The organism is Sphingobacterium sp. B16(2022) (genome assembly GCF_012030425.1).
GTDB classification, from domain to species: Bacteria; Bacteroidota; Bacteroidia; order Sphingobacteriales; family Sphingobacteriaceae; genus Sphingobacterium; species Sphingobacterium anhuiense.
In genome coordinates this window covers 65,062-88,692 of record NZ_JAAUVN010000003.1, presented here as the reverse complement: position 1 = coordinate 88,692, position 23,631 = coordinate 65,062, and the positions used below count along the sequence as shown (strand labels likewise).

Here is a 23,631-nt window from a genome sequence, read left to right as displayed (position 1 = left end):
TATGAAACTTATATTATCAACGGTTCTGATATCTTGTACTTTGTTAGTTGGATGTGGGGACCAATGGTTGGAAAAATCCCAGCCAAGTACTTCTACAGAAAGTTCTGAAGCAATTAAATCTGCCCGAGAAGCTCAATATGCTTTAAATGGCATTTACGATATTCTACGTGGTTCTGAATATTATGGAGCTCGTATGACTTATTATGGCGATGTAACTGGAGAAGATATGTTGTCGAACGGTGACACAAAACGTGCGGCAAAATATTATCTTTTTGATTTTAACAAGGACAATACTCCTTCATCACTGTGGTATCAGCCTTATCGTGTTTTAAGAAATGCGAATGGTGTTTTGGCCTTCGTTAATGGAGTTGAGAAAGAACAATTGACTGATGAACTCAATGACATAAAAGGACAGGCATTAACACTTCGCGCGTTGGCACATTTTGATTTAGTTAAAGTGTTTGGAGATCCTTATACAAAAAACAACGGGGCCTCACTAGGGGTACCGATTGAAATAGAAAAACATAATTCAACTAATAAACCTGCACGTAATTCAGTAAAAGAAGTCTATACACAGATTGTAGGTGATTTGGAAAATGCAGTAACCTTAATGAGTGCTGCGAAAAAAAATGGCAAACTTAATAAATTTGGTGCACAGCAACTATTAGCAAGAGCATATCTTTATATGGGCGAAAATTCCAAAGCTTTAACTGTCGCGATGCAATTGATCAAAGAAGCGGAAACAACACAGAGCTCGACTAAAGGTCAATATCTGTTATGGACAAATAGTGAATACGCTTCTGTTTGGTCAAAGGATTTTACAAATGAAGTTTTGTTTCAGCTATCTATTGTAAAGACTGAAAACGGTCCTGGAAAAGAAGGAATAGGGTATCTATTGTGGAGAAATGGATATAATGACATTATTTTATCGGACGATTACATGAAGTTAATCAAAGATGACTCCAATGATGTCCGTCATAAGGTCATTACAAAATATACCAGTAAACAGGTTGACTATTATTATTTGAACAAATATCCTGGAAATACTGCTGATGGTGAAAATCCTGAATTTGCAGATGTTCCTGTTCTTCGTCTTTCGGAGGGATATTTAATTGCAGCCGAAGCTGCCGTTAAACTAAACGACAGTGCAAATGCTTTGAAGTATCTTAACGCTATAGTTTCTCGTGCTAATCCTGCAAAATCTGTTTCTGGTGTCGTTACTCTAGAACGAGTTATGGAAGAGCGCCGTCGTGAACTTGTAGGTGAGGGACATCGACTTTTTGATGCATTACGCAACAATATGCGTATAGAGCGTAAAGGTAGTGCTCATGTTTCGCCATCTTTAAGACCTGAAACCAAATCGTTTGATCGCACATTTTTCAAAACATTGATGGCTATTCCACGAATTGAGATTGATGCGAATAAAAACATCGTTCAAAACGACGGATATTAAACTATATTATGATGTATAACTGCATTAAACAATATCTTAAAGTCAATTATACTGGTCCTTCTTGGACCAGTATAACTTGTGCTTTGACAGCTGTATTTGTTCTTTTTCAGATTGCCGATACACATAGTCAAACAACATTGGGAAATAACGATGGTCCCTATTTCTTTTATGAAAATGGAGGAACGAAGCTTGTGCGTGTCGATAATGGTGAGATTCGAAGTGAAGTACCGGTTAAATCATCATTTAAAGTCGTGACAGAAGATGGTGAACATCAGTTTGAAGTAAAGCGACACCCGCTTAAGACCCCTAGCTGGAATTCTCCAAAAAGTAATAAGATCCTTGTTCTGTCAGATCCTCATGGCGATTTTCAATCTTTTTATGCTATTCTAAAAGCGCAGAAAGTAATTGGAAATCATTATGAATGGACTTTTGGAAAAAATAACTTGGTCATTATCGGAGATGTATTTGATCGCGGTAAAGACGTATTACCTATCTTTTGGTTAATCTATAAATTGGAAAACGAGGCTGAAAAAGCTGGCGGTAAGGTGCACTTTCTTTTGGGCAATCATGAAGAAATGATCTTACGAGGTAATTATAAATACACCCAAGATAAGTATAAAATGCTTGCTGACGCTATTGGAAAAGATTATCGTGATTTCTGGTCATTAGATACTGAATTAGGAAAATGGCTACAAAGTAAAAATACGATGGAGAAGATAGGGGATCATCTTTTTGTACATGCAGGACTTAGTCATACCATGCTAGATCCACAATGGACAATACCTGCAGTAAATGATTCTGTTCGTTTTTATTTGTTTCAAACCAAAGAAGAGAGACATAAGTCGCGTGCAGGTACTTTTCTATTTGGTAGTGAAGGGCCTTTGTGGTATCGCGGCATGGTTCGTCAAGAAGAAAAGTACCACCCTTTAAGCGAAGCAGATTTAGAAACAATACTGCAGATTTACAGTGCTAAAAGAATATATCTTGGACATACAATTTTTCCGGAAGTTACCTCTTTTTATAAAGGTCGCGTTATTGCTGTAAATGTGAATAATGAAGCAAATAGAATAGGAGGCAAAAGTCGTGGATTACTTATTGAGGGAAATAAGACGAGCGTCATTTATGATGATGTAAAGAAGAATAAGAGATTAGCACAATAAAGTCCTATTCTTTTATAATTGAATGTTTAGGCTGGGACTTTCCCAGCCTATTTGTTAAAATTTATTTTTGACCCAATAACAGACGAACCTGAGAGCCCCATCCGCCGATCACCATATCAGCTATCCCATCCGCGTTGACATCGTCAACTGCAATACCCCAGCTTCTACCACGTGTAATTTCAGGGATTGTTTTGTCAGTAACAAAAGAAAAGTGACCCTTTCCATCGTTTCTTAAAGCTTGCACTTGCATCTCTTCAAAAGGAGGAATCTTGATTGCACTCAGTATAATGTCTAAGTGTCCGTCATGATCAAAATCAATTGCAGTAGCCGCATACGTAGAAAATGTTTGTTCTGGCATTCTAGATTCTGTTTCATCTACAAAACGACGGTCGCCCTGATTTATAAGCAATCGGGCTCTGGGATCTTTATCTTTTGCGCCCCCATTACTTGTTAGATTGGCGAAAAGTATATCGGGTTTCCCATCGCCATTTGCATCAAATACAATCACCTCGCGCGTGTGTAAGGGTACCATGAGCGGTAATCCTGCAGTATGTTCTATGAAATTTCCTTTTCCATCATTAAATAATAAACGATTTGGTGGAGTTTCGTTACCAATAATCATATCCATGTGACCATCTGCGTCCAAATCTGCAAATTTGACGGATTGAGTTTGATCTTCAACCTGTGGAAGTGAAATTGAAGTATGGTCTAAAAAATACCCAGGTCGCTTAGCATCATTTATCCATAAGAAATTTTGTGGTGATTTGCCCGAATTACCGATAACAATATCCATAAGGCCATCTCCGTTGACATCTGCTACATCCAGACCGTTAGCTTCGCTTTTGCCTAATAGCCGATCGGATACATCGATAAATGTGCCATCACCTTTACCTAGATAATACTCATGGTTCTGATCATCCTCAGCCACAAAAATAAGGTCTATAAAACCATCTTTATTAAAATCTGCCGCCCTTACATGCTCGGTATCATGCGGTTTATCAGCAAAAACACCTTTCTTCCAAGAAAACTTACCACTTCCATCGTTAAGGTATAATCTGTTGGGTTCAGATTCTAGAGCCAGTACAAGATCAAGATCTCCATCTGCATCAACATCGATAAGGATTACATCCAAAGCATGCGCTTTTGCATCTTGTGGAATATTTGTTAACGTCACATCATTAAAATATTTCTGTTGAGCCACACTGCATTGCGTAGAGCCAAACAATAAGCATATGCTCATATAACTTAGTGATTGTTGGATGTAATTTTTCATAATCATTTTGTTTACAAGATGTTAATATATAAATAATTATTCATTTTTAATGAAAGGTTTTTAAATTTTCTTGATAAGAACAAACAATTTTATGAGGTATTGTTTTTTACTTTTAATAACCTCAATGAAATATAAAGACTGATTATATGGATATCCATAGCAATTAAGTTCATTTTATTCTATTTTTGTTATCTATGCGTGAAATGGAATTTGTAACAACAGGAGATGGTTCAAAAACATTGTTTAATGAACAAATAGGAGAGTGCTACCACTCCAAACATGGAGCTGTTCAAGAAAGTAAACATGTTTTTATTCAGACAGGACTTGATTATTACATTCAGAAACACTCCTTTAAGGATATCGCTATTTTGGAAGTCGGTTTTGGAACAGGCTTAAACTTTACGCAAACGCTCGCTTATACATCTGGTAAAGAAATTTCGGTAGATTATGTAGGTATAGAAGGCTATCCATTGTCACTGGAGGTTATTCAGCAAATTGGTTATGATGCATTCGTTTCTGAAGAAAACTGGAATAATTATATAACAGGTTATAACCAAGCTCTAAATGAAACAACAGAGATTGATTCAAATACAAATTTACATATCGATCATACCTTATTGATGGATTTTAGTTCAGATAAAACTTTTGATTTGGTATACTTTGATGCTTTTGCCGCTATTCATCAACCCGAAATGTGGTCAGATGAGGCTTTGGCACATGTTTCAAAATTTATAAAACCAGGAGGTGTATTTGTTACCTATGCTATTACCGGCAATCTCAAAAGAAGCATGAAAGCACTAGGATTTACGATCGAAAAAGCACCGGGAGCACCAGGGAAGAGAGAGATGTTACGGGCGACAAAGGTTTAAGGCAATGATTCATAATAGTAGGTTGTGAATATGAAAGTTACAACAATATGATTATAAAGACAATTCTTAAAAAACAGGATTTAGCTAAAGTTTTTCAAACTCAAAAGTTATAGGTTTGTGAGTTGGGCGATTCGGTGCAGTTACGCCACAGATAGGAAGATATTTTCCGTATTCTTCTTTCATTTTGTCCTTGGGGTCTCGATTATTCAAGTCAATATATGGACGAGGTGACTGCCATGACCATTTTATGGTTTGGTGACAATTAAGAGTCAGACTACTTTGAAATGAATAAGAAGGATGTGTAATATTCGCGGTAGCCATGATTGAGAATACGCTATGGAGGCTATGGGCCATGCTTCATTATAGAGTTATTGCAAAACAGGAGCATGGTTTCGCACTATGGCGGGAGGCTTTCGACAAAGGATAAAACGATTCCGCCACAGGGGTAAATGAAACAGACAGGTGGCGAAACGAGTTTGCCACGTAAGGAAATGGCAGGGACAGGCGACGAAACGATTTTGTCACGTGGGGAAATGATTTATACAAGCAACGACACTATTCCATAATATGTGAAATGATGCAGTCATAGGACAAAACGATTCTGCCACGTGGGGAAATGAAACATACAGTGGTCACTACGATTCCGCCACGTGCGGAAATGTCATATACTGGCGACGAAATGAAGCCGCCATAGCGCGAAATCGATGAAAAATTGCAATTTCTCTTATAGCTGAAGTTATTAATCAACAGTCAGAACTGTTAGCTCCTTTCTGAAATTAGACTATACGTTATAATTACTACAAATAAAAACGGATGCTGGTTTGAACCAACATCCGTCTCTTATAAATATTTTGGTCAGAATTAGTGACCTTGAGTACCATCTACACCGTGAGAGTGACCATGAGATAACTCTTCTTCAGTTGCAGGACGTACATTTAAAATTTCGATTTCGAAATGTAATGATTTACCAGCCATTGGGTGGTTTAAGTCAGCAACTACAACTTCAGGAGTTACTTCTACAACTACTGCACGAAATTGGTTACCTTGGTTATCTTGTAAAGGGATAACCTCACCTACTGGAGGTAAACCAGTTTCTTTGAACATATCTGCTGGTAATTGGGCAACAGCACGCTCGTCTTTTTCGCCATAAGCATCTTCTGCAGATAATTCAAATGCAGTAGTGTCACCAACATTTAAGCCAGCGATGTTTTCTTCAAATTTAGGAAGCATCATGCCTACACCATATAAGAAGTCTAAAGGATTTTCTGTTGTTGTTTCTTCTACGAATACTTTTTCGCCGTTTTCGATTGTGTGAAGTTTGTAAGTTAACGCTACTACGTCATTAGTTACTATTGCCATTTGTTTTGATTTTTGGGATATCCCCCGTTATTATTCTATTATTTTTATAAGTTCTGCAATTGTATCCTGTGGCAGACTGCATGTTTTATTTCGACAAAGGTATGCTTTTGAATTTAAACCCTGTCTATTTAATAACAATGGTAGACTGCTTTTTGTTCCACCCAATACAATTTTATTCGGAATGTAATAATGATCTAGCTCCTTACGAAATGCATGTGCATCTTCTCCAGTTAGCGCAATCTCATTGCAACCATACAATTCTTCTAACAATAATATTGCCCAATTTGAATATGCAGAACCATATGTCTTGATTTGTGGGAATACATTGGCAAATAACTGATCTGAAATTGCCGTATACTCCTCATTGTCAGTTAGTAGGCCTATTTTTTTTAATTGATGACAAATTGCTGATGTAGATGACGGAATGACATTATCCATGACTTCACTTTTTCGGGCAATTAATTTTTCTGCGCTCGATGCACTGTAGTAAAACGTTGTTTCGTCGCTATCATAAAATAATTCGATTGTTTTATCGAGTAATGAGGTTGCTGTTTGTAACCATTTTTCCTCAAATGTAGCTTCATAAAGTGCTGTAAATGCAGTGATCGTAAAAGCGTAATCATCTAAAAAACCGGGGATACTGCGATTTGAATCTTGTGGCTGATGTAAGATACTGAAATCGCCGGCAATCAATTCACTCTTCAGAAATTCAGCATTCAGTAAAGCCAGCTCTAAGTATTCCTTTTTATCAAAGATGCGGTATGCATCAATCAGCCCCTTTAGCATTAACGCGTTCCATGTTGCCAACTGTTTGTGGTCAAGTCCAGGATGAATACGATTTTTTCTGTAGTCAAATAGCTTTTTCTTTATTGACTGTAGGTAAATTTCCCATTCTTCTGTGTTGTAGCCAGCTTCCTTAGCCATTTTATCAGCATCAATGTCACAAATCAATATATTAGTTTTTTCTTCTTCCCAGTTACCTTCAACAGTTATGTTGTAATAAGCGATAAATAAATCAGCATCTTCACCTAACACCGTTTTAATTTCGACGATGTCAAATGTGTAGAATTTTCCTTCGACGCCTTCACTATCGGCATCTAAAGCTGCATAAAAGCCATTGTTCGGAGCTAACATTTCGCGTTGCGCCCAAGCAATTGTCTCTTCAACGACACGTTTATATAAAGGATGGGGTTGCTGTTGATAAGCTTCTGCATACAGGGAAATGAGTTGGCCATTGTCGTACAGCATTTTTTCAAAATGTGGGACATGCCATTCACTATCGACTGAATAGCGCGCAAAGCCACCTCCGATGTGGTCGTAGATACCTCCAGAAGCAATTTTTTGGAGCGTAAAATGAACATGGCTTAGTGTTTCAGTATCCTGCGATAAAACAGCGTAACGCAATAAGAATAACCAGTTGTTAGGAAGCGGAAATTTTGGACTGCGATGATAACCACCGTCTCTCGGATCAAATAATTCTTTCCAAGGTTTTATAATATCTTCTAAATTTTCAAACTTATATTGCTCCGGTATTGCATTTATAGGTAATCGCTCACTCTGTTGAATGCCTTTTGTCAATTTGTCAGCATATTCCATTGCTACAGCAGGTTGTTCTTCCCACATGCGGGCAATCTGAATTAAAATATTCTGCCAATCATGAGCTTTGAAATAAGTACCACCATAGATGGGTCTACCGTCAGGTAAACAGATGCAGTTTAATGGCCATCCACCAGCATTTGTCATCAACTGTACTGCAGTCATATAGACCTGATCAATATCGGGACGCTCTTCTCTATCTATTTTAATCGGAACATAAAACTTATTCATGGTCTGTGCGATCACGTCATTTTCAAAGCTTTCGCGTTCCATCACATGACACCAGTGACAGGCAGAGTAACCGATACTGATGATGATCAATTTATTTTCTTCCTGTGCTTTCTTTAATGCTTCTTCCCCCCATGGCATCCAGTGAACCGGATTGTGCGCATGTTGTTTCAAATAAGGAGAATTTTCAAATTGCAATTGATTTGCCATAACCCGAAGGTACAAAAATGAATTATACTATGGTATTTAAAAGCGTAGCAGTATTGGATGTTAGGGTATTAAAATCAAAACCCTCATCAAGAATAAGATGTACAACTTGCGATGTTGATAAAGGGACAGATTCATTACTCACATATTCAATAAAATCTGATAAACCAGGGTTATGGCCAAATATAAATAGTGTATGAATATGTGGTGGAACCTGGTTGATTAGTTTTAGAATATCCAAATAAGTAGCCTCGTAAAGCTGATCTTCTTTAATTAAAGCGATTTGAGGGTATTTAATTGTTTTAATAAATATTTCTGCAGTTTGATATGCTCTGATTGCAGATGATGAGATACAGAGCGTAGTAGAATCCGCTTGCATCTGTAGAGCAAGCTGATGGGAAACACGTTGTGCTCTTTCTATGCCTTTATCTAATAATATACGGTCAAAATCTTTCTTAGAAAATGACTGTTCAGCCTTGGCATGACGGACGATATAGAGATTTTTAGACATATTCTGAAGTTATCCATATAAATATAAATAAAATCGATTTATTATTTCAAAGAATAGGAAAGTTTAACATTAAATTAATGGTAATATTGTATTTAGACATACTTGTTAAGATTTGAATAACCATATCCTTAATTTCAATGATAAATAAGGAATGAGTTACTTGCAATATAGTACCAAATAAGATATACTTACAAACAGTATTATTGCGAGACTATTTGCTTGTAATTTACTTTGATTATGATGTTTTTAAAGCTTTTCATAAAATAAGTTTTGATAGGTTGAAAGCAGTTTCGACTAAGTGAATTATATTTGTCAAAAATGATAATTGTTGCCTTCATATAAGTGAATAAATTCATATTCTGAATTTATTCACTTTGGAAAAGGAAATTTTCATTTTATAGCAATTGATTGAATTATAAAATATAAGATTAATGAAGGTATTATTTGATTATCAAATTTTTGCAGCACAAAAGTTTGGGGGTATTTCTCGATATTTTGTAGAATTGATGAATGGAATCGATAAGGTTGAAGATATGTCATATCGCATAGATGTGTATGGTAATATCAATCATTATTTATCTGAAAAGCATATTAGAGCTTTCAATTTTATTGAAAAAATCAAGAAGTATCAACGAAAACCTTATAAATCAATAACGAAAAATCAACTTGTAACATTAAATGCTCTTCAAAATTCCTCCATTGATGTTTTTCATCCTACATATTATGATCCCTATTTTATTCAGGATCTTAAGAAGCCACTTGTTATTACAATTCACGATATGATTTATGAAAATTACCCAGATATTTTTTCATCGGATTCTCCAATTGCTCACAATAAGCGATTGCATATTGAGAAAGCAGATAAAATAATTGCTGTTTCCGAGAAAACAAAAAGTGACATCCTGAAATATTACAACTTGAATGAAGATAAAATTGAAGTAGTCTATCATGGTATTGATTTAAATCAACCATTAGTTTATGAAGATATTCGAAACCTTCCGGAATTATATATTTTATATGTCGGTAACCGATACGGATATAAGAATTTTAGTTTGCTGGTTCAAGCTTTTTCTAAATTATCTATACAGTTTCCTGAACTCAAACTTGTATTGGCTGGTAGTAGCTTGGCAATTTCTGAACAGGAACTTTTATATAGAAATCATATAACAGATAAAGTCATTCACGTAGCAGCTACTGATGAGCAGTTAAATCTATTATATACGAAAGCTTTATTTTTTGTTTATCCTTCTCTTTATGAGGGGTTTGGTTTGCCTATTTTGGAAGCTTTTAAAAATGAATGTCCGGTATTATTAAGTAATGCAAGTTGCTTTCCAGAGATTGCAGGAGATGCCGCGGCTTATTTTGAAGTGGAATCCTTAGATTCTTTTGTTAGTGAAATGAAAAGTTTGCTTGAATCTAAATTATTACGTGAAAGCTTAATAAATAAAGGAAAAGAAAAATTAATAAATTACAGCATGCATTCATGTATTGAAAAAACAATTAAAATCTATAAAAGCTTAGGTTAAAATAACTGTAATTATCGGTTTTCTTTGACAGACCAAGTAGATTCAGAAATTTCAATAAATCCTTTACTGAAATTTCTTTACTCCGAATGCTTTAAGTATTTTAAATCCTTTTGATGATTGGATTCTTTCTAATTTTTTTACAGCCGCAGTAGTTCTAGTGAAATCTTCAAGTATAAAAGAAAAATTTTCTTTGAGAAAACGATCACGTTCTGCATTAATTTTATCGTGATTCTCAGGTCTAGCTGTAATACCCGTAAGATCAAAGTTGGTTATGATTTCATTAATATGTTTGGTACTGACATTCTCTTTGACAATTACTTTAGTGAAAAATGCCCAATCAGCAACTATTGGATAAGATGTATCATATAATCCATATCTTGTAAATAAATCTTTTTTTATGAATGAGCATGGGTGACCTATAGTTTCATAAAGGAATTGGCTAAAGGTTAATTTACTTGGGTAGTGTTGAACTCTTGAACTATCTTCATCCTCATAGATCAGAGATCCATAAATAATTTCTTCGCCATCTAGTTGCGATATAATATTATTAATCACTTCGGAGTTGTTAAGGTAATCTCCACTGTTGAGGAATAATAAATATTCGCCTTTTGCCAGTTGAATACCTTTGTTCATTGCGTCATAGATTCCACTATCTTTTTCAGAAATTTTAATATCAATAAATCCAGAATTGTTTATTAAATCTTGACTCCCATCTGATGAATTTCCATCAATTACTAAATATTCAAAATTTTTATTTGACTGATTATCAATTGATTTTAGTGTTTTTTTTAAACCATCTTTATTATTTAAATTTATTGTTATTATCGATAGCTTGGTGTTTTGATTCGTCATATTCAATTTATTCTGCCCCTAAATTACAAATTTTACAAATTAATTATTCAATTCTTTTTTTTACTAATCCCATATCATGGCTCTATATTTTCAGTAAGATAGGTTTAAAAAGAAATAAAAGTTATAATTTCGTTTCATTATATTGGTAATAACATAATACTTTTTTATTTTAAGATTTTTTAAAATTGATATTTTAAATTGACTGGCGCACTACTTCTTACTAAATGAGTTTTTCAGAGTTTGATAATTAATGTATTATGAATTTAAATTTAACGAATAAGGATTTGATATATGAGTGCTAATAAAGTTGATGTTTCTGTTGTTATTCCAATCTATAATTGTGAATCTTTTCTTGAGGAGGCTATAAAGAGTGTTTTAAATCAGAATATCAAATGTATTGAATTAATTTTGGTAAATGACGGAAGTACTGATCGGTCAGCGTTAATTTGTGAGAAATATGTAGTCGAGCATGCTCATATCCATTACTTTTACCAGAGTAATTCTGGGGTATCGGTAGCTAGAAATAAGGGGCTACTAGAAGCAACCGGATCATATGTTTTTTTTCTGGATGCAGACGATACAATGGAGAATACATTTTTAAAAAATTCATTTGATATTGCTATAAGTAGTCAAAGTGATATCGTTGTCGTTGGAGCACATAGTTGCTCTCGTTTCCCCAATATTATGGCTTTACCTACTTGGGGGATGCTTTTAAAACGGGAATTTTTGCAACAATATCCTGAAGTTAGATTTCCTGTTGGTATACAACCATGTGAGGACGGTTTATTTTCGCATCAATTACTTGCATTAACAACCCAAATTAGCTTAAGTCCAAATAGTTCCTATTACTATCGTCAACATGATGATCAAAATCATAATATTATCAATCAAAATAGCGATAAAGTTTTAGATCAGATTCCAATTTGGTTCAATATTTTAAAGAATTTTTATACAAAATATAATCTTCATAAATCACATGCCCTTCATTTGGCACTTTTTATAGAACATGAACCTTTCGAACTTAGGTATTTAAAGATGTCTCTAAATAATTCTCAAAGAGAGAGACTTTTTGGACTTATTCGTGTTTTTATGAATGATAAGGTACTTCCATTTTTAACTGAAAACGATAAAAAAAAGTTAAGCTTTTTATTTAGGTATTTCTTGTCAGCAAACACATATCAAGACTTTGAAGAATTTTATAGAAAATGTGAAGATAAAAAAATAAGAAAAATTAAGCTGAAATTGTTTTTGCTGAAATTCGTTCCATTTTCGAAAAAGAAAACATTAAGGCTTCAAAGCAAAATAGGAGCAAAGAATAATTGATTATGAAAATATTGTTGGTTCAGCATCTTTATTTTATTAACGGAAGTGGGGGAACAGAAAAGATCTGTTCTTTTCTTGCTAACAGTTTTGTTAATAATGGGCATCAGGTTGAAATTGCAACAAATGAGAATATCTCAGGAAAGGCGATATTCAAGTTACACTCACTAGTTAAAGTAACAAACATCTATAGCCCCGATCTAATACAAAAAAATCAAATTCCTATATCAAATTATAGTGGAAGTAATCCTTTAAATTGGCTTATTCATAAAATTCGTAAAAAATATGCCAAGGCTTATAATTCTATTTTAAAAATGAGCATGAAAGGCGAACAAAATCTATTTGTTTATAATTTGGAACGTCGTGCAAAAGCCTGGAAAACTTATATTGATGAAGTAAAGCCTGATGTAATTATTACTATGTCAATAGGCTCTTTATTGGAGATTACTTATAATAATGAAATAACTGTTCCAATTATTGATTCTGTCAATGGTAGACCAGATTATGATTATACAAATATTTTTGGAGGTAGAAAACCATTCGAAGTCAAATTATTAAAAAATTCATTTCAGAATCTTGCTGGAGTCCAATTACTATTTGCAGGTTATTCTGATTACTTACCAGATTGTTTTGTCGGCAAAATTGCCGTAATTCCTAATCCTGTCCCCAGAATTAAGGAGTTTGTTAATCATTTTATTTCAAAAGATCGATACAAGGTTATTCACATTGCTCGTTTAGATATGGCATGTAAACAACAACATCTCGCTATTGAAAGTTTTGCAAAATTAGCGCCCCAGTATATAAATTGGGATTTTGAATTGTGGGGAGTAGGATCAGATATGCAACGTTTACAAAAACAGATTACTGATTTAAATATGGAGGATAGAATTTTCTTGAAAGGATTTACTGAGGATCCAATTCAAAAATTGAAAGAAGCTGATATATTTATATTTCCTAGTAAGTATGAAGGATTTGGGCTAGCTCTTGCCGAGGCAATGTCCGCAGGTCTTCCTGCAATTGGTTTTAAGAGCTGTTCTGGAGTTAATGAAATAATAAAACATAATGAAACAGGTTTTTTGGTAAATGATAATATAGAATTGTGTGTGTGTTTAGAAAAGTTGATGGTCAGTCCAGCGCTACGTGATCAGTTGGGAAAGAATGCTAAAATAAGTATAGAGGACTTTAGTGAAGAAAGTATAAGTGAAAAATGGCAAAAATTTGTTCAAGAGATTGTATATTCGTCCGCTGTTACGAAAAATATTAGAATATGACAGCCAAAAATAATATATAGAATATTAGTAATGCTATTTATTGAGTTTTACGACGGCTCATTTTTTAATTGATCGCAATACCATTAAAATTTTAAATATTATAGGTTTCTATTACATCTACCATTTTGTTTACTTTGAATTAGTTCAAAATTACAATTTGGATATCATTGTAAACCTATTTTTTTATAATAACTTTTATTGTGATGATATCATTAGTAGTAAGTTATAATATTAAAATAAATAATTCTTTTTGTGTTGCGTTTCGTGTATTATTTTCGTTAAGAAGTTATTGCTGTTTTTATAAATTTATATTTAAAAAAGTTTTAAAAGATCTAAAATCAATATCTGTTGGTGGAATTAGTAAATAATATCCATTTTGGTCGTAGTCGTATGACAATATGTATCGATCATTAATTTAAGCATTTTAAATGTCGAAGAAGAAAAAAATACTTTATTTCGTTCCTGATAATCCATTTAATAACAAGGCTGGTAATATTACAAGGTTTGTTAAGATGTTGGACTATTTTAGCAGAAAATCTGGAGAATTTGATGTCGATTTCATTACAGAGCGATTTTGGGGTAATTGGAATGATGAAAGTATTAGGATGTTCGCAGATAAGTATCCTACAATTAATCTTGTTGTTTTGGATAGGAAAATAGACAGGAAAAAGTTTTTGAGTTATATTTTCAAGTATAAAATATGGGAGTTTATCTTCGGTTTTACAAAGAGTAAAATCGACTTAACAACATATCTTTTAAAATTTAATTTTAAAAAATTTACTGGAAATAAAAAATACGATTTTGCTATAATTAGTTATGTTAATTGGGGAAGTCTTATTAAAAATTTAAAATCATATAAAATTTCAATAATTGATACACATGATTTTATAACAGGTCAGTATTTAACCACATATAGAGCTAAGAAATCAACATCATTGCCATATCGAATATTAGAAAAGGAAGTGGGCATCTTAAAAGAGTTTGATGAAATTTGGACATATTCTGTAGAAGAAAAATATATATTTGAGCAGTTTACCCAAAAACCAGTACAGCTAGTTCCTATTTCATTTCCTAATCGTAAATCGGAGTTTTTATGTAATAAAGACTCTCGAAGACTTTTTTATGTAGCAAGTGACAATGATCATAACAAAAGAAGTGTTAAATGGTTCCTAAAGGAAGTATTACAACATATCAACAAAGATATTGAAATCGTAGTTGCTGGTAGTATTAGTAAATATTTTTCTGGCTCAAACCAAGTAATAACGCTTGGAGTTGTGGAAGACTTAAAATCTCTTTTCGTGAATGCGAAAGTATTTATGTGTCCTATGTTAACTGGGACTGGAATAAAAATTAAAGTTGTGGAAGCATTATCTTATGGCATGCCAGTTGTTACTAATATAAGAGGAATAGATGGTTTGTTTAATAAGAAGCAGAATGGTTGCATTGTTGCATCCTCAGGAGTAGAATTTGCCAATGAAATAAATAGGCTTTTTAATGATGAGAACTATTATAAAAAAATACAATCTGAAGGAGAAAGCTATTTTCTAAATAACCATAGTGAAGTTTTGGAAGAAGAGTTTTTAAATGACTCCTTGATTAAAGATTAGTTTAAGTTTCTAAAATCAATTTTTTTAATTAGGGATTCCTTTATTATCAAGGAAAAAACTGTTAATCGAAAGTGTGATATTGAGTCAATGAGTTATAAAATTATATTTGATACTGAAAGAATGAAACATAAGCATACAGGCTTATATTTCTTTTGTAAACACCTTGGCTTATCTTTATTGAAAAACCAAACAACTGATGCTGAATTATCATTTTATTATCCGGATGCTATTAAAAAAGACTTTGGTGACCGAGTTAATTATATTAAGCAAAAATCGTTACATAAATTTTGGATGCCTAGGTTTAATAATGTAGACCTCTGGCATTCAACATATCAATTGAGTTCATACTTTCCAAGTAAAGGCACAAAAACTAAAGTTTTATCTACTATTCATGATCTTAACTTTCTTAAGGAAGGAAAATCTGTACAAAAGGAAAAATATTATTTAAAAAAACTGCAGGACAATTTGGATCGTGCAGATTGTATTGTTGCTATCTCTAAGTATGTTAAAAATGATTTGGAACAACACTGTGATTTAAGAGGTAAACCTATACATATAGTGTATAATGGGAATAATATTGAGACAGAAATTGTAAATCAATATCATTCTGCAGAAAATAATCAGCATATTAGAAAACAACTGTTATTTACAATTGGTACTGTAAACCATAAAAAGAATTTTCATGTTTTGCCATATTTATTAGTTGGAAATGATCTAGAACTAGTAATAAGTGGTGTTGTCAATGAAATTGGTTATGATAAGTATATCCTATCTATTGCTAAAGAATTAGGAGTTTTGGATCGTGTTGTTATTACTGGGCCAATTACGGAGGAAGAAAAATATCAATATCTAAGTAACTGCGCCATGTTTGTTTTTCCGTCAATTGCCGAAGGTTTTGGTTTACCTGTTATAGAGGCCATGTCTTTTGGTAAGAAAGTGCTATTATCTACAAATACGTGCTTACCAGAAATCGGTGGTGAGGAAGCTTTTTTCTTAGATTCAACCGAGAAGGATTATATGATTAATTTTGGTAAATTTCACATTATGAACTTAATTAATTCTACTGATAGAAGTTCCCATATAAAAAAGTGGGCCGGACAATTTTCATGGGATATGGCAGCAAAACAATATTGGAACCTATATGAAGAAGTGTTAAAGTAAGAATACTGGGTTTCTTCTTGGGGTGTTTTGAAATATTTAGAACTTTACGTAAAAGTACACTAAAAACTAGTTGTTTAAAATATAATCTTCGAGGTTCTTGTAGATTATATTTTTATCAAAGGATTTTAGTATAAATTTCCTTCCTGCTGTCCCCATTTCTTTCCGAAGCTTAATGTCTTGTAGTTTTTTGATTTTCTCCACCATTTGTGGAATACTATTTACTTCCGTTAAAAAGCCAGAGATGTTATCCTTTACTAATTCAGGATTGCTACTACTGTTAAAAGCTATAATGGGCTTCTCTGCTAAAGAAGCCTCTGCTAGTACATATCCAAAACCTTCCCATAGTGAACTTAATATAAAAATATCAATATCAACTAAAAAGCTCCTCGGGGAATCTGTGAATCCTAGAAAATGAACATTCTTATCTGTCCCCTTTTCTATATTATAAGTTTTTAATTCGCTTTCCAGTTCACCTTTTCCTGTAATGTAAATCTGATGTTTAATCTGTAGTCGGGTTAATTCTAAAGAGAGATCGATTAAAAACTTCTGATTCTTTTGTGGAGCAAGTCTTGCTAGATTTCCTATAATTAATGAATCATCTTTGCGATCGGGAACTATTTTTTTATAAACTAATTGATCAAATTTTTGAAAATCGATAGGGTTGTAAATTACTCTAATTTTTTCTTTTGGAAACAGTTGAGGATTATTTGCTAATATCGTTTCTCGAGTTGCATAGGAATTTGCTAACACATCAGTGATATAGTTTCCAAAAATACGCTGATTTAGAAATGTATTTTTGATAGGAATAGCAGATCCCCTTCGGTATATAATACGAGGAACTCCTGCACTATGAGCGGCGTAAGCTGCAATTTTTAAATCTCTCGGATTATTGATTAATACGACTTCAATCTGTAACTTTTCAAATGTCGAAGTCAAATAGCACCTCTTTACCGGATTTAGAAAACTAAGATTAGTTAAATGGACTTCAATATATGTGATTGCAGGGAATGCAAGTAGCTTGGTTTTTAATTTACTGTTCTTTGAGCCAAAAAAATAAACATCATGACCAAGCTTTGCAAAATGTACAGCAGACTCAAAATGCCATTTTTCACCTCCGCCCCACGTCTCTATCGAATTAAAAAAACCTATTCTCATTTACTAATTTTTTTGTAAAGCTTCATCCATTGAGCAGCCAAGATTTCATCATTAAACTGCTGCGCATATGCTAATCCCTCTTGACGCATTTCTTCCTGTTTTTCCTGAGAATTCAGGATGGCATCAATACTAATCGCTAATTGATCTATATCATTCGGATCAATATAGCGGGAAAATGGTCCTCCAGCTTCAGGAAAAACGCCAGAATTTGTTGTAATAACAGGGGTTCCACTATATAATGCCTCAATGATAGGTATTCCAAAACCTTCGAAAATTGAAGGGTAAACAAATATCTTAGCAATGCTATAGAGAACCGATAATTCATTCATTGTCAATCCTTGTAAAAAGATTACGCGATTCTCCATATTATGAGCCGCAACGTACGATTTTATTTCCTTAGCATAAGCAGTCTGTTTACCAACTATAACTAAAGGAATATCTTTATCTTTAATTGCCTGGACAATTGAAAATGCATTTTTACGAGGCTCGATTGTACCTACATTCAATATGAATTCGTTGGGAAGACCCAACTTCTTAATTAAGGTTTGCTTTTCTTCTTCCGATTTAACAGATTTAAATGATTCATGACATCCTTGGTAGATGACTTTGATCTTGTCTTTAGAAATGTGAAAAAAATCAACAATATCTAATTTGGTTTGTTCACTTATCGCTACAATTTGATCTGCATGCTCGCATGCATATTTAAATTTCTTATGGTAAAGCGCACGGTCAATCTTTTTATATAGTTCAGGATAGCGAATAAAAATCAAATCATGAATTGTCACGACAGATTTAATGGATGTTTTTTCTAGACCTATTGGGATCTCTCCGGAAAGACCGTGATAAATATCAATCTGATCATGTTCTAAATCCTTAACAATACGGTTAGAACGCCAATTACTTGGTAAGGTACGATTTATAAAACCAGAGGGACGTTTAATAATATGATCTGGAACTAGACTATTATAGTGAGATTTTCCAGTTTGTGGTGTGTAAAGGAGGTATTCTATCTCAGGATTATTAGCACGTAATATGCGAATTAAATCACGGCTGTAGTTCCCTAGCCCTGTGTGATTATTAAAAAATCGCTTTGCATCAAATCCTATTCTTAACATTTTATTACTTGTATATTGTCTTATTTTAGATGTTACTTAAAGTGGGTAAAAGTATTATTCGATTATCTGTAAATTCAAATTTAGATAATTTGTTTTATTTTGTTAATAATCATTTCCGAAGAGACTAAATCAATTGCTTCCTTACCATCACAATCACAGGGCTTATTCCCATATATTGAATTTGGTCTATTAGGATGTTCTACCTGAACACAATCTTTTATGGATTGTCCATAACCAAGAAATCCCGCAAAAGGGTGGGTAGCACCCCACACCGACAAGCAACGAACACCCATTAAAGAAGCCATATGCATACCTGAAGAATCCATACTGATCATTAAGTCTAAATTAGAAATAATAGCAAGTTCTTCTTTAAGATTGAAACGACCAATTGTACTGTGGACACTGGGATATAGTGCTTGCCATTTTTCAGCTTGTGCTTGTTCCAATTTCCCTCCGCCAAATATGAATATGTCAAAGTTGTTCTGGGATAAGAAAGCAATTACTTCCTGCATTTTTGGAAGAGGAAAGACTTTATAGGGGTGTTGTGCAAATGGGGCGATTCCAATTTTTCTGCTTTCATCATCCGAAAATAAAGCATGTGCTAAGTTGGGTAATGCCAACTTAGTAGGCTCTAATTTATTCTGCAATATAAATTTAAAACCAAGATCACGAAATACATCGGCATAACGTTCAACAGTCGGTTTTAACGGTTTCAAAACCTTATTTTGAAATCGGGTAAGTGCTTTTTTTTCTTTTCGGCCTTTGTCCAATTGCTTGACCACAAGTCCCGATACTTTAAAAAGAACTGCTAAAATTCGAGATCTTAAATTAAAATGTAGATCAGCAACTGCATCGGCACCATAAGAAGTTAATTCTCTTTTTAGATTGACAATACCTTTTAAACCCTTATGTTGTTCTTTGGGATTAAAAGGATGGAATTGTACATTCGGAATACCTTCAAAAAAAGCCTTAAAAGGTGGACGGGTTACCATAATAATCGTTACAGCAGGGTACTGTTGCACAAATTCCTTCAAGACTGAAGCAACCATGGCAACATCTCCCATGGCAGAGAAGCGCGTAACAATTATTTTGGATGGTAAAGACATTATTTTGATGCTTGATACAATACAGGATTTAAACTCGGATCGTTATACATCTTCATCTGTTTATAGACTTTCATGTATTTTTTTCCAGCTTGGATATCAGAAAGCAATTCATCAATACTCTGAGAGAGATCAACACGTTGTTCTAAAAGAATATTCAATTTAATTTGACAAGCATCGATATGGCTCGGTGCTACATCATTACGTAAAGTCTCTTGCTCCATATGATAGATTTTTAAAGCTAGTATCGACAATCTGTCAATTGCCCAAGCAGGACTTTCTGTGTTGATTTTAGCATCTTCGTTTGGAGTAACATCTTGAAATTTCAATAGATAGTAGCTGTCTATATATTCCACAGTATCTGTACGATGCTGATTGGATTCATCGATTCTTCTTTTCCAGTATAAACCTACCTTAGGATCGATTTCAGGATTTCTGACCACATCTTCCATATGCCATTGTACGGTATCAATCCAACATTTCATATACAGTAAATGTTCCAATGATGACGACTCAAAAGGGTTTTGAATAACTTGATCAATTTCGTTTTCAACGTGATAATCTGCGATTGCACGTTGAAAAATAGTGTTAGCTAATGCACTTATCATAGTACAAACTTAGATAAATTTGTTTTATTTACAATCTTAATTGCGTCATATCTAAAACAAATTTATTTGCCAGAATCTGTTTTAGGAAATGCTGTTAGGGTATTAGCTGCTATACCCGAAAAGAACTTCTTAATTGATGAAAGAATAATTTGGAAGCCTATTTTAATAAATCTAAAAGCAGACCTGGATATATTCCGAGGAGTACAACCAAAATACTGATCGAAACAGCTATAAGAACTAAAAATCTGTTGAACTTTGGTAACGCTATAGCCGTGTCACTATCTCTTAAAAATGCAAGTAGTGGAATTTTAAAATAAAAGAATAACGAGATCACAGAAGTTAAGGCTCCTACAATAAGTAGGAATAATAAAGGTATTTCATTTAACGTCTGGTACTGTTCAAACACCTTAGAAAATACCAGAAGTTTTCCGATAAATCCCGCAGTAGGAGGGAGTCCGATTAGTGAGATCAACAGAATAGAGAAGCTCACAAATATCACCGGGTATTTTTTACCCAAACCTTTATAAGATTCAATAGTGGTGCTTTCAAGACCTTGTTCCAGTTGATCAATAAATAAAAAGACTGCGATATTCATCAAAGCATAGATTGCCAGATAAAATAATAGAACATTAGGATCGTTGTCAATATAAACAAGAGCCACCATCAAGAGTATACCAGTATGACCAATCGAAGAATAGGCCATCATTCTTTTAATATCTTTTTGCTTTAATGCGGCTAGATTTCCGATAAGCATTGTAGCGATTGCAATGATGATGATAACGGAGATTAAGAACTCTGAGTAGAAGAATGGGCTAGCAGTCCAGCTCGCCAGTAAACGTGATAACAGAACCAGTGCACCAATTTTTGGCACTGTTGATAGATAGGCAGTTATCGGGGTCGGAGCACCTTGATAAACATCAGGACTCCACACATGAAAAGGGGCAAAGCTTAATTTAAAACCAATTCCGGTTAGTAAAAACAGAAATGCAATACAGGTCATGACTTTTGGAGCTTCAATAAGTCCCTGGATATGTTGCTGGCTATCAAAATTTAAGTTTCCCGTGAAACCGTAAATAAGTGATAGACCATACAGCATGACCGCTGCACAGATGGAGCCAAATAAAACATATTTCATTGCCGCTTCAGCCTCAAATTTCGTTTTAGAGAAATATCCGACCATGACGTACGAGCTGATCGATAAAGTTTCAATCGCTATAAAAATCAGCAACCAGTTGCTGCTTATCGTTAATAAGTGCAGTCCTAGTGTAGCTGTGAGCAATACTGCATAAAGATCACCAATAGGACGGATCTGATTTGAAAAACGTTGCTGGATGAATACAGCTATAAGTATAGTTGATAGCGATAAGATGATTCGGGATAAAATAGATAATTTATCAATTTTGATCATCTCAAAAAATCCAGATTCACCAGTAAGTAGGCTATTCTGATCAAAAAGGAAATATAAACTAAGTAATAAACCGATTATGGTAATAGCAAATGAACTCTGTTTCCAAATTCGGTCTATAAATAAACTGCAAAATATACTGCATACAAAAGCAATCATGAGTGCAAGTTCCGGCTTGAATAAAGGGATACTTACTATGATATGGTCTAAAATTGACGAAATTGATGAAGCAAATGCGGCCATGTTTTTAGTTATACTGTTGAATAAAGGAAACCAAATTGATGACAGAAGCATTCATTTGGTCGAATATAATAAAAGGACATATTCCTAAAAGTAGAGCAAGTGCTAAAGTCGGGAACAAGACCAGTTGTTCCCTAACGGAAAGATCGACTAAGGCCTGTTGCCAAGAATCTCCACCTTTTAATCTTGTTTCTCCAAAAAACATTCTTTGTAATGTCCATAACAGATAGGCCGCACTCATTAGGATTCCAATAGATCCAGCTATAGCCATCCATCTTGGGAGACCAGTACCTAAACTTGCTGAATTAAATGTTCCGATAATCACAAACGCCTCTGCAATAAATGCAGAGAAACCAGGTAAACCTAAAGAAGCAAAAAATGCAATAGCTATATAAGCAGTATATTTAGGCATAATACTGGCCAATCCTCTAAAATGTGGAATGTAACGGTCATGTACACGGTCGTAGATAACACCGACCAAGAAAAATAAGGCCGCAGATAGAAAACCATGACTAATCATCTGAAACATTGCTCCCGAAATACCCTCTGCAGTAAAAGAAGCTAAGCCCAAGAGCACAAATCCCATATGGGATACAGAAGAATAAGCAATCATTCGTTTCAAATCTTTTTGTGCTAATGCATTAAAGGCGCCATATAAGATCGAAATCACCCCGATAAGACCCAGCCACCAGTTACTAGTGGCTGCAGCATCAGGGAAGATGCTGAAACAAACGCGGATGATACCATATCCCCCAATTTTTAATAAGATACCCGCTAGGATAATAGAAACGGGTGTCGGAGCTTCCACGTGCGCATCAGGCAACCAGGTATGTAGCGGGACAATAGGAACTTTAATAGCAAAAGCAAAGAAAAGTACGATAAATCCAATCAGACGGGCTGATATACCAAAAATCTCCTGATAACCATCCAGTGCAAAAATAGAACCTTCTACATAATTGTCCGGATTCATCATATGGATCATGCTAAAGGTATGAGCACCTGTAACAGGATTGATCACCGAGAAGTAAAGACCTACTATGACCAAGAGCATGAAAACAGAACCGAATAATGTATAAATGAAAAACTTCATGGCAGCATATTCTCTTCGCTCGCCACCCCAGATTCCGATGAGGAAGTACAAAGGGAGTAACATCACCTCATAAAATAAATAGAATAAGAAGAAGTCTAAAGCACAGAATATACCGATGACCGCCATATTCAGAAGCATAAGTAAGGCAAAATACCCCTTAAGACTTTTCTGGATATTCCAAGAAGCGCCAATTGCCATTAGCATGACAAATGCACTTAGAACCAATAAAGGCATAGAAATCCCGTCTACACCAAGTAGGTAGTCAATCTCCAGTTTACCAACAGTTCCAAGATCCAAGCGAATCCACGGCAGTTGCTCTACCAATTGATATCCTTCAAGTGTATTGATACCTGTTGCCGTTGGATTAAACGAGAAGTAGGCCATTCCTGCCAATAGAAACTGAATAGCAGTTATAGCAAGGGCAATATATTTATAAGCATCCTTGAATCGACTAGGAAGTGCTAATATAATCGCTGTCGCTAGTAGAGGTAAAAAGATTAATAAGGATAGTGTAGGCATTTT

Annotated in this window: 20 protein-coding genes; 8 read left to right on the top strand and 12 right to left on the bottom strand. The window is 34.2% G+C overall.

What is annotated here, in order from left to right; genetic code table 11:
- The first annotated feature begins 1 nt into the window (after position 1).
- Both HCX49_RS15075 and HCX49_RS15070 read left to right on the top strand, forming a co-directional pair.
- Positions 2-1,453: a RagB/SusD family nutrient uptake outer membrane protein gene (locus HCX49_RS15075; RefSeq protein WP_168127566.1), complete on the top strand. Its 1,452-nt coding sequence runs from the start codon at positions 2-4 to the stop codon at positions 1,451-1,453.
- Positions 1,454-1,461: 8 nt separating this feature from the next.
- Positions 1,462-2,613 (top strand): metallophosphoesterase, encoded by a 1,152-nt coding sequence (locus HCX49_RS15070; RefSeq protein WP_168127565.1) that lies wholly within the window; start codon positions 1,462-1,464, stop codon positions 2,611-2,613.
- Positions 2,614-2,674: 61 nt separating this feature from the next.
- Here the strand turns inward: HCX49_RS15070 and HCX49_RS15065 are convergent, their stop codons facing one another.
- Positions 2,675-3,886 (bottom strand): FG-GAP repeat domain-containing protein, encoded by a 1,212-nt coding sequence (locus HCX49_RS15065; protein WP_168127564.1) that lies wholly within the window; start codon positions 3,884-3,886, stop codon positions 2,675-2,677.
- 203 nt (positions 3,887-4,089) lie between these two features.
- Between HCX49_RS15065 and mnmD the strand changes: the two genes are divergently transcribed.
- Complete coding sequence (gene mnmD / locus HCX49_RS15060; RefSeq protein WP_168127563.1) at positions 4,090-4,755, top strand: tRNA (5-methylaminomethyl-2-thiouridine)(34)-methyltransferase MnmD; 666 nt, start codon at positions 4,090-4,092, stop codon at positions 4,753-4,755.
- A gap of 84 nt (positions 4,756-4,839) precedes the next feature.
- On the opposite strand, the gene HCX49_RS25420 is transcribed toward mnmD, so the two are convergent.
- From HCX49_RS25420 to HCX49_RS15045, 4 genes are all read right to left on the bottom strand, one after another.
- Positions 4,840-5,109: a hypothetical protein gene (locus HCX49_RS25420; RefSeq protein WP_206368521.1), complete on the bottom strand. Its 270-nt coding sequence runs from the start codon at positions 5,107-5,109 to the stop codon at positions 4,840-4,842.
- A 507-nt stretch (positions 5,110-5,616) separates the two neighbouring features.
- Complete coding sequence (locus tag HCX49_RS15055) at positions 5,617-6,114, bottom strand: peptidylprolyl isomerase (protein WP_021190473.1); 498 nt, start codon at positions 6,112-6,114, stop codon at positions 5,617-5,619.
- 30 nt (positions 6,115-6,144) lie between these two features.
- The gene (locus tag HCX49_RS15050; RefSeq protein WP_168127562.1) at positions 6,145-8,148 is read right to left on the bottom strand and encodes a thioredoxin domain-containing protein; all 2,004 of its coding nucleotides are present in this window, start codon (positions 8,146-8,148) and stop codon (positions 6,145-6,147) included.
- A 22-nt stretch (positions 8,149-8,170) separates the two neighbouring features.
- Entirely contained in the window at positions 8,171-8,656 is a 486-nt protein-coding gene (locus HCX49_RS15045; RefSeq protein WP_168127561.1) for a SixA phosphatase family protein, read from the bottom strand.
- Positions 8,657-9,087: 431 nt separating this feature from the next.
- On the opposite strand from HCX49_RS15045, the gene HCX49_RS15040 reads away from it, so the two are divergent.
- Positions 9,088-10,182 carry a glycosyltransferase family 4 protein gene (locus tag HCX49_RS15040; RefSeq protein ID WP_168127560.1) on the top strand — a complete coding sequence of 365 codons (1,095 nt, stop codon included), beginning with the start codon at positions 9,088-9,090 and terminating at the stop codon, positions 10,180-10,182.
- 63 nt (positions 10,183-10,245) lie between these two features.
- Here the strand turns inward: HCX49_RS15040 and HCX49_RS15035 are convergent, their stop codons facing one another.
- Positions 10,246-11,034 (bottom strand): glycosyltransferase family 2 protein, encoded by a 789-nt coding sequence (locus HCX49_RS15035; protein ID WP_168127559.1) that lies wholly within the window; start codon positions 11,032-11,034, stop codon positions 10,246-10,248.
- Between the two features lie 291 nt (positions 11,035-11,325).
- On the opposite strand from HCX49_RS15035, the gene HCX49_RS15030 reads away from it, so the two are divergent.
- From HCX49_RS15030 to HCX49_RS15015, 4 genes are all read left to right on the top strand, one after another.
- Positions 11,326-12,357, top strand: coding sequence for a glycosyltransferase family 2 protein (locus HCX49_RS15030; RefSeq protein WP_168127558.1), 1,032 nt, complete (start codon positions 11,326-11,328; stop codon positions 12,355-12,357).
- Between the two features lie 2 nt (positions 12,358-12,359).
- Positions 12,360-13,625, top strand: coding sequence for a glycosyltransferase (locus tag HCX49_RS15025; RefSeq protein WP_168127557.1), 1,266 nt, complete (start codon positions 12,360-12,362; stop codon positions 13,623-13,625).
- Positions 13,626-14,053: 428 nt separating this feature from the next.
- Positions 14,054-15,232, top strand: a complete 1,179-nt coding sequence (locus HCX49_RS15020) for a glycosyltransferase family 4 protein (RefSeq protein WP_168127556.1) — start codon at positions 14,054-14,056, stop codon at positions 15,230-15,232.
- An 87-nt stretch (positions 15,233-15,319) separates the two neighbouring features.
- Positions 15,320-16,393, top strand: a complete 1,074-nt coding sequence (locus HCX49_RS15015) for a glycosyltransferase family 4 protein (RefSeq protein WP_168127555.1) — start codon at positions 15,320-15,322, stop codon at positions 16,391-16,393.
- 66 nt (positions 16,394-16,459) lie between these two features.
- On the opposite strand, the gene HCX49_RS15010 is transcribed toward HCX49_RS15015, so the two are convergent.
- The 6 genes from HCX49_RS15010 to HCX49_RS14985 form a co-directional block, all read right to left on the bottom strand.
- Entirely contained in the window at positions 16,460-17,548 is a 1,089-nt protein-coding gene (locus tag HCX49_RS15010; protein WP_168127554.1) for a glycosyltransferase, read from the bottom strand.
- Positions 17,545-18,663 carry a glycosyltransferase family 4 protein gene (locus HCX49_RS15005; RefSeq protein ID WP_168127553.1) on the bottom strand — a complete coding sequence of 373 codons (1,119 nt, stop codon included), beginning with the start codon at positions 18,661-18,663 and terminating at the stop codon, positions 17,545-17,547. Before HCX49_RS15005 ends, HCX49_RS15010 begins: the two co-directional genes overlap by 4 nt.
- Positions 18,664-18,743: 80 nt before the next feature.
- The gene (locus HCX49_RS15000) at positions 18,744-19,769 is read right to left on the bottom strand and encodes a glycosyltransferase family 9 protein (protein WP_168127552.1); all 1,026 of its coding nucleotides are present in this window, start codon (positions 19,767-19,769) and stop codon (positions 18,744-18,746) included.
- On the bottom strand, positions 19,769-20,374 hold the full coding sequence (locus HCX49_RS14995) for a DUF4254 domain-containing protein (RefSeq protein ID WP_132769066.1): 606 nt from the start codon (positions 20,372-20,374) through the stop codon (positions 19,769-19,771). Before HCX49_RS14995 ends, HCX49_RS15000 begins: the two co-directional genes overlap by 1 nt.
- Before the next feature lie 157 nt (positions 20,375-20,531).
- Positions 20,532-22,022, bottom strand: coding sequence for an NADH-quinone oxidoreductase subunit N (locus tag HCX49_RS14990; RefSeq protein WP_168127551.1), 1,491 nt, complete (start codon positions 22,020-22,022; stop codon positions 20,532-20,534).
- A gap of 4 nt (positions 22,023-22,026) precedes the next feature.
- Positions 22,027-23,628 (bottom strand): NuoM family protein, encoded by a 1,602-nt coding sequence (locus HCX49_RS14985; protein WP_168127550.1) that lies wholly within the window; start codon positions 23,626-23,628, stop codon positions 22,027-22,029.
- Positions 23,629-23,631: the final 3 nt, after the last annotated feature.

Bases quoted from the DNA above. Each gene is read 5' to 3' on its own strand.
- HCX49_RS15075 (WP_168127566.1), top strand. From the start codon at position 2: ATGAAACTTATATTATCAACGGTTCTGATATCTTGTACTTTGTTAGTT.
- HCX49_RS15070 (WP_168127565.1), top strand. From the start codon at position 1,462: ATGATGTATAACTGCATTAAACAATATCTTAAAGTCAATTATACTGGT.
- HCX49_RS15065 (WP_168127564.1), bottom strand. From the start codon at position 3,886: ATGAAAAATTACATCCAACAATCACTAAGTTATATGAGCATATGCTTA.
- mnmD (WP_168127563.1), top strand. From the start codon at position 4,090: ATGGAATTTGTAACAACAGGAGATGGTTCAAAAACATTGTTTAATGAA.
- HCX49_RS25420 (WP_206368521.1), bottom strand. From the start codon at position 5,109: ATGGCCCATAGCCTCCATAGCGTATTCTCAATCATGGCTACCGCGAAT.
- HCX49_RS15055 (WP_021190473.1), bottom strand. From the start codon at position 6,114: ATGGCAATAGTAACTAATGACGTAGTAGCGTTAACTTACAAACTTCAC.
- HCX49_RS15050 (WP_168127562.1), bottom strand. From the start codon at position 8,148: ATGGCAAATCAATTGCAATTTGAAAATTCTCCTTATTTGAAACAACAT.
- HCX49_RS15045 (WP_168127561.1), bottom strand. From the start codon at position 8,656: ATGTCTAAAAATCTCTATATCGTCCGTCATGCCAAGGCTGAACAGTCA.
- HCX49_RS15040 (WP_168127560.1), top strand. From the start codon at position 9,088: ATGAAGGTATTATTTGATTATCAAATTTTTGCAGCACAAAAGTTTGGG.
- HCX49_RS15035 (WP_168127559.1), bottom strand. From the start codon at position 11,034: ATGACGAATCAAAACACCAAGCTATCGATAATAACAATAAATTTAAAT.
- HCX49_RS15030 (WP_168127558.1), top strand. From the start codon at position 11,326: ATGAGTGCTAATAAAGTTGATGTTTCTGTTGTTATTCCAATCTATAAT.
- HCX49_RS15025 (WP_168127557.1), top strand. From the start codon at position 12,360: ATGAAAATATTGTTGGTTCAGCATCTTTATTTTATTAACGGAAGTGGG.
- HCX49_RS15020 (WP_168127556.1), top strand. From the start codon at position 14,054: ATGTCGAAGAAGAAAAAAATACTTTATTTCGTTCCTGATAATCCATTT.
- HCX49_RS15015 (WP_168127555.1), top strand. From the start codon at position 15,320: ATGAGTTATAAAATTATATTTGATACTGAAAGAATGAAACATAAGCAT.
- HCX49_RS15010 (WP_168127554.1), bottom strand. From the start codon at position 17,548: ATGAGAATAGGTTTTTTTAATTCGATAGAGACGTGGGGCGGAGGTGAA.
- HCX49_RS15005 (WP_168127553.1), bottom strand. From the start codon at position 18,663: ATGTTAAGAATAGGATTTGATGCAAAGCGATTTTTTAATAATCACACA.
- HCX49_RS15000 (WP_168127552.1), bottom strand. From the start codon at position 19,769: ATGTCTTTACCATCCAAAATAATTGTTACGCGCTTCTCTGCCATGGGA.
- HCX49_RS14995 (WP_132769066.1), bottom strand. From the start codon at position 20,374: ATGATAAGTGCATTAGCTAACACTATTTTTCAACGTGCAATCGCAGAT.
- HCX49_RS14990 (WP_168127551.1), bottom strand. From the start codon at position 22,022: ATGGCCGCATTTGCTTCATCAATTTCGTCAATTTTAGACCATATCATA.
- HCX49_RS14985 (WP_168127550.1), bottom strand. From the start codon at position 23,628: ATGCCTACACTATCCTTATTAATCTTTTTACCTCTACTAGCGACAGCG.